Here is an 11,649-nt window from a genome sequence, read left to right on the forward strand (position 1 = left end):
ACCGCTGGTGAGTGCACTGTGAGGCTCAGTGTCTCTCAGGATCTGCCCGGCGACCAATTTCCTCCAGGATGGTCGCCGTCTCATCAGAGCCGACGACCACGTCGTCTGGCAGGCGCAGACGCGCCAGAGCGGGGGCACCCGGCACGTCGAGGAGCAGGCAGGTCCAGGAGGCTCCCACGACCTGCCGGTGACGGCGGATGGCGGTTCCCCGGATAGCGGCGCGCGTGCCCTCGGGGGGCGTGTCGACCGCGTTTTGGATCTCCGCGTCGGTGACCAACCGGTGGATCCTGCCGGCGGCGTCGAGTTTGTCGACGACGGATCGTCCCGGTCGCAGGTCGGCCCACTGGATGTCGAGAGCGGCCAGACGGGGGTCGTCCCAGCCGGTTCCCGACCTGCGGCGCAGTCCCTCGCAGAGCTCGTACTTGGCAACCCATTCCACCATCTGAGCAGCAGGGCCGGATCCGTCATGGCGCCACTGCTCCAGGGCGTCGAGGACCTGCCTCCACAGAGCCAGGGCGCGATGAGCCCGGGTGTCCTCGACACGGGTGACAGTGGGGCTGACGGCATCGAGGAAGGCGCGTTGAATCGCCAGGGCGGTCAAGGCCCCGGCCTGGGTTCGCAGCTCGTGAGACAGGGTGGGGTCGTGGGAGAGGGCCCAGTGCTCCTCGACAGGATCGCCGATGATGGCCAGGTCCTTGACGCGGGCCAGAGCCTCCTTGAACGGGCCGGAGCCCTCGGTGCACGCCTGCTCCAGGAACCAGACAAGCAGGTCGGTGGTGGCGACCTTGAGGTAGATGGGAACGTCGAAGCGGTTGGCGTCACCGTTGATGACGTGAAGCCTGCGCCAGCGGGCATTGTCGGCGTGCGGTTCGTCGCGGGTGTTGATGATGGGGCGGTTGAACGTGGTCTGCAGGCCGATCTCGGACTCGACGTAGTCGGCGCGCTGGCTGACCTGGAATCCGGGGTGCTCACTGCGCTGCCCGATCCCGACCCGGCCGGCACCGGCGATGACGGGCCTGGTGACGAGGAAGGGGGTCAGGACCGCGGCCAGCTCCTCGAAGGGCACATCGCGCCGCACGAGGTAGTTCTCGTGGGAGCCGTAGGCCGCACCCTTGCCATCCACGTTGTTCTTGTACAGGACGATCTCCACCGGTGTCCCATCCCGATCGCCCTCGTCACCCAGGGCCGTCATGGCGCGCCGGGCGACCACCTCACCGGCGCGGTCCCAGATCAGGGCGTCGCGGGGTGTGAGGACCTCGGGTGAGGAGTACTCGGGGTGGGCGTGGTCGACGTAGAAGCGGGCGCCGTTGACCAGGACCGCAGTCGTGGCCCGGGGCAGGGCTGCCTCGGCGGCACTGGGGCGAGCGCGCGACCCCCAGGGGGCCGGCGGAGGGTCTGCCGTCTCCCCCGCATCGGCCGACGGTGCATCGCCCGAGGGCGCAGGGCGGGCGGGGTCGTCAGTGAGCTGGCTGGGGTGGGCGGCGGAGCGCCGGAGCCTGCCGCCGCGCAGGTCGGCCAGGGGATCCTCTCCCTCGTAGTCCCACCGCACGGTGGGCACGCCGGAGCCTGCGCAGTAGGCCTCCACCACGCGGGTGGACAGGACCACGGGGTTGGCGTAGGCGTCGCCCGGGCGCAGGACCCCGAACTCGGTCTCCAGGCCGACGGGTCGCGTCACCGGACCGGGCTGAAAGCCGACATCGTTCATGTGCTCTCCTTGCCGAGTCTGCGCACGCTGAGGATCTGCGAGGTGCGGGTGCCGATGAGCCGGGCCCAGCCCTCGGGGGTGGTGGCGCCGGTGATCTCCTCGTTCTGCCGTGCCTCGGTCGCGACGGCCGAGCGGAGCCTGGCTGCGCTCAGACCGCCCTGTCCCCCGGCGAGCTCGTCCTTGATGGAGGCGGTCTTGGCGCGCGAGACGATGGCGGCCAGCATGGCGCCGCTGGTGAGGTCGGCCAGGTGAAGGACGCGGGTGGAGGTGCCACCGGCCGCGTGGGCCTCGGTGATCTCCAGGACGGCGGTGGCCTCGTTGCGGGCGTAAAGGGCATCGATGACGACCCGTCGCAAGGAGGCGGCAGTGGCCTCACGGTCTCCCCCATGGGCCGCGAGCTCGCCCGGGGCCAGGGGCAGGTCGGCGATGAGGTGCCGGGCGAGGATCTCCTCGGCAGCGGCCGCATCGGGCCGGTTGATGCGGATCTTCACGTCCAGGCGCCCGGGGCGCAGGATGGCGGGGTCGATCATGTCCTCGCGATTGGAGGCCCCGATGATGACGACGTTGCGCAGGGACTCCACGCCGTCGATCTCCGCCAGGACCTGGGGCACGATCATGGTCTCGACGTCGGAGGACACGCCGGTGCCACGGGTGCGGAAGAGGGCCTCCATCTCATCGAAGAAGATGACCACCGGCCGGTCCTCGGCGGCGGCCTTACGGGCCTGGTCGAAGATGGCACGGATCTGGCGCTCGGTCTCGCCGACGAACTTGCTCAGCAGCTCAGGACCCTTGATGTTGAGGAACGCGGGCGGGCGTCCTGTGATGCCCGAGGCGCTGGGCGAATCAGCCAGGGAGGTGGCCACGGCCTTGGCGATGAGGGTCTTGCCGCAGCCGGGCGGGCCGTAGAGCAGCAGTCCCTTGGGGGCGCGCAGGCCGTAGGCGTGGAACAGCTCGGGGTGGGTGAAGGGCAGCTCGAGGGCATCGCGGATCTGCTCGATCTGCGGGCCCAGGCCGCCGATGTCCGCCCAGGAGACATCGGGTGTCTCGGCCACGACCAGCTGCTCGACGCTGGTGCGCTCAATGAGAGCCGTGGCGACGTCGGCGCGCAGGTCGGCGGCTAGGGTGTCACCGGGTTTGAGCCCCTCACCGGTCCCGGCGATGCGGCCAAGAGCCGAGGACAGGGTGAGGATTCGGGCGCTTCCCCCGCCGGTGGTCACCAGGACGCGGGCGTCATCGAGCCTCTCCTCGAGGGTGACGGCCTCACCGGTGCGGGGCTCAGGGAGGGTGGCGACGACGAGCATCTGGTCATTGACAGCCACGAGCCGCCCGACCTGCAACTCGGTGTCATCGACGCCGGGGTGGACGTGCAGGAGCATCTGTCGGCCAGAAAGGCTCACGGCGACCTCGCGGGGCTGGGTGGCGTCGGCGGCATCGACAGCATCGACAGCATCGACAGCATCGACGGTGTCACCTGCGGCGCCCCTCGTGCGGGGCGGGCCAGTGAGCAGTCCCAGGGTGACCGGGGGGTGAGTGACGGCATCGAGCTGTTGGCCGAGCTCGGCGATGCGCTCGCGGGCGGTACCCAGAGCGGTCACCAGGCGCTCGTTCTTGGCCGCCAGGCTGACGGCCTGAGCGCGGGCCTCACGCAGCTGGTGGCTGGTGAAGTCCTTGGCGGGCATCCCCAGTGGCTGGGGCGTGCCGGCGTCGGCTGCAGTCGTCTCAGACATGGTCAGCGCCGTCCTGGCTGTCATCTGCGCTCCCGCTGAGAACGGGGGTGGCGTCGGTGGGCTGCTTGGCCCGGCAGTCTCGCAGAACGCGGCGGACCTTCTTGTCAGTACTGGTGCGCTCCTTAACGTCATCGGGCAGCCAGTAGCCGCCCTCGTCGTAGGCGCCGCGGGCGGGCGGGCGCTTGCGGGTCAAGGGCCGGGAGCCTGCGGCCAGGCGACGGGCGGTCAGCAGGAAGCCGGTGTGCGCCACCATGCGGTGGTCGGGGCGCACGGCGAGCCCGTCGACGTTCCAGGTGCGCACCATGGACTCCCAGGACTCGGGCTCGGTGAACAGGCCGCTGTGACGCAGGGCCTCCACGGTGCGGGAGAGCTGGGTGACGGTGGCCACGTAGGCCAGGAAGAGCCCGCCCGGGGCCAGAGCATGGGAGGCGGCCTCAACGTTCTCCCAGGGGGCAAGCATGTCCAAGACCACCCGGTCGATGCTGCCGGGTTCCACCCGGGCGGCGACGACGTCAGCGAAGTCCCCGGTGCGCAGCTCCCAGGCGGGATGGTGGCGACCGAACCAGGCGTCGACGTTGGAGGCGGCGATCTGGGCGAAGTCCTCACGGCGCTCGATGGACAGCAGGTGGCCGCCCTCCCCGATGGCGGAGAGCAGGTTCATGGTCAGTGCACCGGAGCCGACGCCGGCCTCCAGGACGCGGGCGCCGGGGAAGATGTCCCCCATGGCGATGACCTGACCGGAGTCCTTGGGGTAGACCACCTGGGCGCCTCGCGGCATGGACAGGACGTAGTCGGCCAGGAGCGGGCGCAGCAGGAGCAGCTCGTGACCGGTGTCGGTCTCGATGACGCTGCCCTCGTCCATGCCAACGACGTCTCGGTGGTGGAAGGAGCCGCGCACGGACTGGAAGTAGCCGTGGGGGTCGAGCATGAAGGTGTTCTTGCGGCCCTTGGTGTCGGTGACCTGGATGCGTTCGCCGTAGCGGAAAGGGCCCCGGCGACCGGCCTGCCCTAGGATCTCCTGGGGGGCGGGGCGCTGGGAGGACTCCGTGGGTGAGTTCACCGTGTGCTCAGTCTGCTCGCTCATCAGGGCGAGTGTAGGACCGGTGCGCGACCTCAGTGCGTCATCACGACACTCGCCTCGGAGGTGTACGGGAGGAAAGTGAGCGTCTCTTGGAGATAGAGCTCAATCGACTCGGCATCGTGTGAGAGATATCCGATGGAGAGGTCCTGGCCGAGGTGCAGCTCGTAGTCGCCGCCCCGCGTGCTCAGCAGGACAGCGCCCTGGATGGCGGGGGCCCACAGGACCTCACCGTCCAGGAGACGATCGATGTGCTTGCGGATGGGGTAACCGTCATCGGTGGTCTCCGCGACGGCGGTCCACAGCTCGGCGGAGAGCAGGAGGGCGTAGGGGCCTTCGACTCCGGCGAGGCGGAGCTCCTTGAGGGCAGCGGCAACAGCGTCGGGAAGATCCTTCGGCTGCGGGAGCGATACGGCTGGGTTGGAGCTTGAAGGGACCAGCCCCTCAATGCCCGCGCTCGTCAGCCCGTCGAAGACAATGCCGTCCTCGGCCCTGGCGATCTGAGCAACGGCGTCCTTCACGGGCTGCCAGTCGGAGTCCTGGGCTCCGCGGTCGACGGCGTCGACGGCCTCGCGGCTGACCCGGAAGGGAACCCTCAGCTCGACGATCTGGCGGACCTGACGCTGGTGCGCCTGAACACCTTCGAAGGGGGTGTCCACGCGTACCTGGTGACCGGTGCGTACTGCCGCGAGATCCTCTCCGTCGGGTCCAACCACGTCGACGACGCGTCGTCCAGCGATCCAGCGGATGAAGGTGCGCCGCGCCTCTTGGTCGATCTCACCCCAGGCAGCCTCGGAGATGGGGGCCAGCTGTCGATGCAGATTGTTCATACTCGGCCTTTCAGGTTTCCGATCCCAAGGGATCCGTCGGACGGTACGGGAGTGGAATCCGCACCATTGCTGTGGTCATCTGGTGTCTGGTCACGCGGCGCCTCAGAGGATGCGTTGAACCCGAGGTCCTTGGCGGCGCTCAGCTCAGTGGCGGGCTGGGTCGGGTCCTGCGGTCCCGCCTCAGGTCGGACAGAAGGCTTCGCGTGCTGGTCGGCGTCGTCGAGGAAGGCGGCCGGCGGAGCGAAGAAGAGACATCCTGTCAGAGGCGTGGAGAAATCAAGGATGCGGTCGTAGTTGCCCTCGGGCTCCCCCAGGAACATACGCCGGAGCATGAGCTCAGTGACGCGTGGGTCTGCTGCGTAGCTCATGAAGAACGTGCCCTGCTCCCCAGAGGCCTCACCGAAGGCCAGATTGTCACGCACGATCTGGAGCTCGTTACCGTCGGCGTCCTCAATGGTGTTCATGGTGACGTGGCTGTTGGTGGGCTGCTCATCATCGGGGAGCTGGGTGTCATCGAGCTTGGTGCGACCGATGACGCGTTCCTGCTCCTCGACACTCAATGAGTCCCAAGCGGTGAGGTTGTGGACGTACTTCTGCTCAATGATGTAGCTGCCGCCCGCCCACGCGCCCTCGTTGATGAGCGCCGCGGCAACGGCCGCCTGCCCCCGCGGACTCTCAGTGCCGTCGACGAAGCCCAGAGGGTCCCGATTATCGAGGTAGCGGAAGGCGTGAACCTCATCGTAGGTACTGACCGCAGGGCCCAGTCGGCGCATGATCTGGCGCGCCAACTCGAAGCACATGTCGAGAGTTGAGGCGCGCAGGTGGAAGAACAGGTCTCCCGGCGTCGAGGGGGCACTGTGCTTTCCTCCCTGAAGTGCCTCAAAATCGTGCAGGTACTCAGGACGAGGTACGTCGAAGAGACGATCCCACATGCCTGCCCCAATACCGACGACGCAGCTGAGCATCGTCTCGGGGTAACGGAAACCAACGGCCCGGGTCAGCCCGGACACAGCAGTCAGCAGATCGATGACGACGGACTCGCCCCCGCTGCGTACTGTCACCGTGAGGAAGATCGATGCCTTGGCCGGCGAGGCCAGAATCTCTTGAGAGAGGTCCTGGGGGCTGACGTCGCTCATGGTTTCACCTTCGATGATGACGTTGGTACCGATGCTCGGAGGCATTTCATCCTCTGTAAAGGTTAGCACTTTCAGTGGTGTCGGAGCCGGTGGGCATCATGTTCCGGTGACCTGGTCGGGCGGCTTGGTCGTCGTGGTCACCTCAGTTACCGCTGCCTCTCAGCGCGCGCCGGTGGGGACCGCACCGGCCAGGCTCCCGGCCTCCACGAGCACCAGCCAGCGGGAGACCTCCCGGGCTCGTTTCATGGCGTCGGCGGCCTCCTGGCCGGTCAGGTCGGTGGTCACCGCCGCGGCCGGCAGCACCGTGCAGATCTGCCTGGCGCTCACCCCGAGCGTAGGGGTTGAGCTTGCTGCGTCCGACAGCCCGAGCTCCTTGAGGGCGGCCGCATCGATCGTGCCCACCAGCTCGGGCCCGTCAGTGACGAGGACGAGTGCGGCTCCTTGCGCCAGCGCTTCACGCACCTGGGACACAGGCGTGTCGGGTCCGACGACGTGCACGGGCCTGGCCAGCTCGCGCAGGTCCAGCTTCGAGGCGGCCCTGGCTCCTCCCCCGAGCTCGAGGACCTGCCAGCTGGAGGCCACGATCGACCAACCCACCATGAGAACCAGGATGAGGTTGAAGGCGTCGGGCTGGCGACCGTCAAGCACGAGTGGGCGCAGGATCCACCACCACACGACACCGCCGACCACCGCCAGCCCGCCCCAGCCGGCCACTTTGAGACCGAGTCTCCGGTTGCCGGTCACCTGGACCACGAGCGCGGCCAGTGCGTAGCCGCCGTCGAGGGGAAGACCCGGCAGGGCGTTGAAAATGGCCAGGGCCAGGTTGACCAGGGTCACGGCCCATATGGTGAAGGCGACGGGAACCGGCAGACTGACGGAGTTCTGCACCCACGTTCCGATGCCCCAGATGAGCAGGTTGGTGGCCGGTCCTGACAGGGAGGTGACCAGGTCCTTCCACGCGGTCCACTCGCGTGCCGGCCCGAAGGAGGTGCGCCCGCCCCACAGGTAGAGCTCGTAACGGGTGGGTCGCCTGCCCATGAGAGTTCCGAACAGCCCGTGGGCCAGCTCGTGCAGGAGCACCGAGGCCCCAACACCCAGGACCGTGGAGACCACCACCAGCAGCACCGTTGTGGTGCCGAAACCGCCCAGGGCCGAGGAGACCAGCGGGTACCAACTGCCGGCGATGAGCAGGCCGAGCAGGAGAGAGGTCGGCGAGATGACGACGGGGGCACCGCCGACGCGGGCGATCACCCACTCGCCGGTCGATGTGGAGGCAGGCATGGGCGCGAGCCTAACGCCGTCGGCAGCCGGGAGCCGCATCCACTCGGCGGCCACAGCCGCGGATGTCTCTCCCCGCGGGTGCGGCCTGTGGAGGAAGGCCGCGCCCTCCGGCCAGATCCGACGCCGCGTCACCTCCTCGCGGTAGCGTCGTCCCCATGCCCCACGAGCCGCTCACCGCATCCAGCTCATCGCCTCAGACCGGCGTCAGGCCCACCGGTCCGGGTGCCAGTGGCCGTCCGGGAGCGGGCGCGGGCGGCGGACGCCGCGCGGCCCTGTCCCCCTCTCGGGCCAAGGACTTCATGCAGTGCCCGCTCATGTTCCGTCTGCGCACGGTCGACCGCCTTCCCGAGCCCGGTTCGCTGGCGACGCACAAGGGCACCGTGGTCCACGGCGTACTGGAGCGTCTCTACGATCTTCCGGCCTCGGAACGCCTCCCACAGGCGGCCCTCGAGCTCCTGCCCAGCCAGTGGGCCTCCCACCGCGAGAAGAACCCGGAGGTCATGGACCTGTTCGAGGACGCCGACCACGTGGAGACCTGGCTGGAGGAGGCCCGCGGACTCATTCGCACCTACTTCACCCTGGAGAACCCCCAGCGCCTGGAGCCGGCCGAGCGCGAGCTCTTCGTCCAGACTGAGACCGGAGACGGCCTGCTCCTGCGAGGCTTCGTGGACCGTCTGGACGTGGCACCCGACGGCGCCATGAGAGTGGTCGACTACAAGACCGGGCGCAGCCCCGGCACGCGTTTCATGGAGGAGGCGCTGTTCCAGATGCGCTTCTACGCGCTGGTGCTGTGGCGCCTGCGCGGGCGGGCGCCGGCCCGTCTCCAGCTGGTCTATCTCAAGGACGGACGGGTCCTGACTCACGATCCTCGCCTGGCCGAGCTGGAACGCACCGAGACGCGCCTGGCGCACCTGTGGGACGAGGTCGAGGACTGCGCTCGCAACGGCTCCTTCCATCCCCGCCGCTCCCGGCTGTGCGACTGGTGCGCCTTCCAGGCCCAGTGCCCGCTCTTCGGCGGCACCACACCGCAGGTGCCCGATGACGGGATCGCCCGCCTCCTGACCGCACGCCGCACCGCTGCCTGATCTCGGCCATTGTTCAGGAATTGCCACGGCCAGAGGCCGTCGATTACAGTCCATGACGGCTGACAACCGTCGCCACGCACTTCCCAGATCCCCATGGAGAAGCACATGAACGTCGTCCAGGCCCACGCAGCCCGCACCGCCTCGCGCGGAGCCGGCATGTGTATGCGCTGCCTGGTTCGGGCGTTCTGAGGCGGTCTCAGACAGATCGTTCTCCCCGGCTCCCGGCGCCCCTGAGACGGCGCCCCATCAGCCACGTCCAGCCAGGCCTCCACCTCACTCCCCCACCGGATGACGTGGCCTGTCTCTGTCTTTCCACCTGTGCTGCGTCACCGGTCCCCACACAGGCTGCTTGCACCTGACAGCAGCAGCCGGACAAGGACTGCACCGTGCCGTCACCCACCATCCTCACTGGGCTCATCGTTGGAGCCGTCCTCGGTTTCATCCTCCAACGGGGCCGTTTCTGCATCACCGGCGCCTTCCGGGACCTGTGGGTCTCCCGCTCCTGGCGCTGGTTCACAGCCTTCCTGCTGGCCATCGCCGTTCAGGCGGTCGGAGTCGCCGTCCTGACCTCAGCAGGCTCCATCACCCCTGAGATCCCCAAGCTGTCGGTGGTTGCCACCGTTGTCGGCTCCTTCCTGTTCGGAGTCGGGATCGTCCTGGCCGGCGGCTGCGCCACCGGGACCTACTACCGCGCCGGCGAGGGCCTGGTCGGTTCCTGGTTCGCGCTCGTGGCCTATGCCACCACGGCGGCCGCGTCGAAGACGGGACTCCTGTCGGGGGTGACGAGCTGGGTCAAAGGACTGTGGGTCACCAACCTGACCACCATCCCGGCCACCATCGGCCTGCCGAACTGGGGCGGCGTCGTCATCCTGGCCGCCGTCACCGGGCTCGTTGTGCACCGCTTCATCGTTCTGGAGCGCAGCCGTCCCGCTCAGATCCAGCTGCCCGCCCAGCGCACGGGCCTGGCTCACCTGCTGCTGGAGAAGCAGTGGAACCCTCTGGCCACCGGATTCCTCGTGGGCGTCGTCGCCGTCATCGCCTGGCCCACATCCTGGGCCTCGGGGCGCCCAGACGGGCTGGGGATCACGACGCCGTCGTCGAACCTGGTGAACCTCATCGTCACCGGGGACGTCGAGCGACTTGACTGGGGCGTGCTCCTGGTCCTGGGCATCCTGCTCGGCTCCTACCTCGCTGCCAAGGCCTCTGGCGAGTTCCGCGTCCGCGTGCCCAGCGCCCAGGTCATCCAGCGCTCCATCGCCGGCGGTGTCCTCATGGGGATCGGCGCCGCCTGGGCCAGTGGCTGCTCCATCGGCAACGCCCTGGTACAGACCTCACTCCTGTCCTGGCAGGGCTGGATCGCACTGGTCTTCCAGGTGCTGGGGGTCGGGGTGGCCGCCTGGTTCCTCCTCATCCGTCCCCGGCAGCGTCGTCGCGCCGAGCGGGCGGGCTCACGCGTGCCCGCCACCGTCTGAGGCCTCGCCAGAACCCCCGCAACCATCTCGCTGCCCCAACCGCCCCCGAACCCTCATCACATCACTTCAAGGAGTCACTCATGCGCACTGTTCTGGAGACCACCGGTCAGGTCTGCCCCTTCCCCGTCATCGAGGCCGAAGAGGCCATGGAGGAGCTCAGCGTCGGCGACGAGCTCGTCATCGGCTTCGACTGCACCCAGGGGACTCAGACACTGCCGGCTTGGGCCGCCGACAACGGCTACACCGTCACCGAGTTCGAGCGCACCGGCGACGCGGCCTGGACCATCACCGTACGCAAGTAGGTCGAGCCGCTACGGTTAGGCCTATGGAGCACAGGAGACTCGGCCGGACCGGCCTGCGTGTGTCCTCCGTGGGCCTGGGCACGATGACCTGGGGCCGGGACACCGATGAGCTCGAGGCCAAGGAACAGCTCGACATCTTCCTCGATGCCGGGGGCACGCTCGTGGACACCGCCGCCTCCTACGGCGAGGGCGTCAGCGAGGAGGTGATCGGCATGCTCCTGCGCGAGCACGTGGATCGCCAGGACCTCGTCCTGGTCTCCAAGGCCGGTGTGCGCACCTGGCGAACCGGGGAGCGGTCCTCGGTGGCTGACGCCTCCCGCGGCTCGCTGCTGGACACGCTCGACACCAGCCTGGCCCGCCTGGGCACCGATCACCTGGACCTCCTGCTGGTCCAGGTGCCCGATCCCAGCACCTCCCTGGAGGAGACGGCCCACGCGCTGAGCCTGGCCGTCTCCTCCGGGCGCACCCGGTACGTGGGCATTGCCAACCACCCCGCCTGGGCTTCGGTGCGCATGCATGACCTGCTCAGCGAGTGCGGCCGGGGTCCGGGGCTGGCGGCCGTCGAGGTGGAGCACTCACTGCTCTCCCGAGGTATCGAGCGCGAACTGCGGCCCGCCTCGCAGGCCCTGGGCTTCGGCATCCTCGGCTACGCCCCCCTGGGTCGGGGCGTGCTCACCGGCAAGTACCGGGCGACGATTCCACCGGACTCACGGGCCGCCTCCCCGCACCTGCGCTCCTACGTGTCCCCCTACCTGGGCGAGGCGCACCGGGGTGTGGTTGAGGCCGTGGCCACTGCCGCCTCGGGCCTGGACCGTAAGCCGGCCGAGGTCGCGCTCGCCTGGGCCCGCGATGCCCCCGGGATCGCCTCAACCATTGTGGGTGCCCGCACTCCGGCTCAGCTCCAGGGCGTGCTGTCGGCAGACGACCTGGAGCTTCCGGTCCAGATCCGACACGCCTTGGACGAGGTCACCTCCGTCCAGCTCGGTTACCCCGAGCGCTTCTAAAGCTCCCGGCGCTGCTGTGAAGCGGCCCC

10 protein-coding genes are annotated in these 11,649 nt (G+C 68.9%); 4 read left to right on the top strand and 6 right to left on the bottom strand.

Annotated elements, in window-relative coordinates; genetic code table 11:
• Window positions 1-25: 25 nt before the first annotated feature.
• The 6 genes from AXE84_RS11470 to AXE84_RS11495 all read right to left on the bottom strand — a co-directional run bounded on the left by AXE84_RS11470 (window position 26) and on the right by AXE84_RS11495 (window position 7,757).
• Entirely contained in the window at window positions 26-1,705 is a 1,680-nt protein-coding gene (locus AXE84_RS11470) for a proteasome accessory factor PafA2 family protein (protein WP_060957962.1), read from the bottom strand.
• Window positions 1,702-3,432, bottom strand: a complete 1,731-nt coding sequence (gene arc, locus AXE84_RS11475) for a proteasome ATPase (protein ID WP_060957963.1) — start codon at window positions 3,430-3,432, stop codon at window positions 1,702-1,704. The genes AXE84_RS11470 and arc overlap by 4 nt, the downstream gene beginning before the upstream one ends.
• Window positions 3,425-4,516 carry a tRNA (adenine-N1)-methyltransferase gene (locus AXE84_RS11480; RefSeq protein ID WP_060957964.1) on the bottom strand — a complete coding sequence of 364 codons (1,092 nt, stop codon included), beginning with the start codon at window positions 4,514-4,516 and terminating at the stop codon, window positions 3,425-3,427. Before AXE84_RS11480 ends, arc begins: the two co-directional genes overlap by 8 nt.
• 29 nt (window positions 4,517-4,545) lie before the next feature.
• Window positions 4,546-5,340 carry a family 1 encapsulin nanocompartment shell protein gene (locus AXE84_RS11485; protein ID WP_060957965.1) on the bottom strand — a complete coding sequence of 265 codons (795 nt, stop codon included), beginning with the start codon at window positions 5,338-5,340 and terminating at the stop codon, window positions 4,546-4,548.
• On the bottom strand, window positions 5,337-6,476 hold the full coding sequence (locus AXE84_RS11490; RefSeq protein WP_060958268.1) for a Dyp-type peroxidase: 1,140 nt from the start codon (window positions 6,474-6,476) through the stop codon (window positions 5,337-5,339). The genes AXE84_RS11485 and AXE84_RS11490 overlap by 4 nt, the downstream gene beginning before the upstream one ends.
• A 159-nt stretch (window positions 6,477-6,635) precedes the next feature.
• Window positions 6,636-7,757, bottom strand: coding sequence for a CBS domain-containing protein (locus tag AXE84_RS11495; protein ID WP_060958270.1), 1,122 nt, complete (start codon window positions 7,755-7,757; stop codon window positions 6,636-6,638).
• A gap of 155 nt (window positions 7,758-7,912) precedes the next feature.
• On the opposite strand from AXE84_RS11495, the gene AXE84_RS11500 reads away from it, so the two are divergent.
• The 4 genes from AXE84_RS11500 (at window position 7,913) to AXE84_RS11515 (ending at window position 11,620) form a co-directional block, all read left to right on the top strand.
• The gene (locus AXE84_RS11500) at window positions 7,913-8,842 is read left to right on the top strand and encodes a RecB family exonuclease (RefSeq protein ID WP_236750064.1); all 930 of its coding nucleotides are present in this window, start codon (window positions 7,913-7,915) and stop codon (window positions 8,840-8,842) included.
• Window positions 8,843-9,228: 386 nt separating this feature from the next.
• Window positions 9,229-10,314: a YeeE/YedE family protein gene (locus AXE84_RS11505; protein ID WP_060957966.1), complete on the top strand. Its 1,086-nt coding sequence runs from the start codon at window positions 9,229-9,231 to the stop codon at window positions 10,312-10,314.
• Between the two features lie 80 nt (window positions 10,315-10,394).
• The gene (locus AXE84_RS11510; RefSeq protein WP_010615135.1) at window positions 10,395-10,616 is read left to right on the top strand and encodes a sulfurtransferase TusA family protein; all 222 of its coding nucleotides are present in this window, start codon (window positions 10,395-10,397) and stop codon (window positions 10,614-10,616) included.
• 23 nt (window positions 10,617-10,639) lie between these two features.
• Window positions 10,640-11,620 (top strand): aldo/keto reductase, encoded by a 981-nt coding sequence (locus tag AXE84_RS11515; protein WP_060957967.1) that lies wholly within the window; start codon window positions 10,640-10,642, stop codon window positions 11,618-11,620.
• The last annotated feature ends 29 nt before the right edge of the window (window positions 11,621-11,649 follow it).

Origin of the sequence: Actinomyces oris (assembly GCF_001553935.1) — a bacterium.
In the GTDB taxonomy this organism is placed as follows: Bacteria; Actinomycetota; Actinomycetes; order Actinomycetales; family Actinomycetaceae; genus Actinomyces; species Actinomyces oris_A.

What these genes read in the sequence shown, in the direction of transcription:
- AXE84_RS11485 (WP_060957965.1), bottom strand. Translation starts at nt 5,340, where the DNA reads ATGAACAATCTGCATCGACAGCTGGCCCCCATCTCCGAGGCTGCCTGG.
- AXE84_RS11480 (WP_060957964.1), bottom strand. Translation starts at nt 4,516, where the DNA reads ATGAGCGAGCAGACTGAGCACACGGTGAACTCACCCACGGAGTCCTCC.
- AXE84_RS11515 (WP_060957967.1), top strand. Translation starts at nt 10,640, where the DNA reads ATGGAGCACAGGAGACTCGGCCGGACCGGCCTGCGTGTGTCCTCCGTG.
- AXE84_RS11490 (WP_060958268.1), bottom strand. Translation starts at nt 6,476, where the DNA reads ATGAGCGACGTCAGCCCCCAGGACCTCTCTCAAGAGATTCTGGCCTCG.
- AXE84_RS11470 (WP_060957962.1), bottom strand. Translation starts at nt 1,705, where the DNA reads ATGAACGATGTCGGCTTTCAGCCCGGTCCGGTGACGCGACCCGTCGGC.
- arc (WP_060957963.1), bottom strand. Translation starts at nt 3,432, where the DNA reads ATGTCTGAGACGACTGCAGCCGACGCCGGCACGCCCCAGCCACTGGGG.
- AXE84_RS11510 (WP_010615135.1), top strand. Translation starts at nt 10,395, where the DNA reads ATGCGCACTGTTCTGGAGACCACCGGTCAGGTCTGCCCCTTCCCCGTC.
- AXE84_RS11500 (WP_236750064.1), top strand. Translation starts at nt 7,913, where the DNA reads ATGCCCCACGAGCCGCTCACCGCATCCAGCTCATCGCCTCAGACCGGC.
- AXE84_RS11495 (WP_060958270.1), bottom strand. Translation starts at nt 7,757, where the DNA reads ATGCCTGCCTCCACATCGACCGGCGAGTGGGTGATCGCCCGCGTCGGC.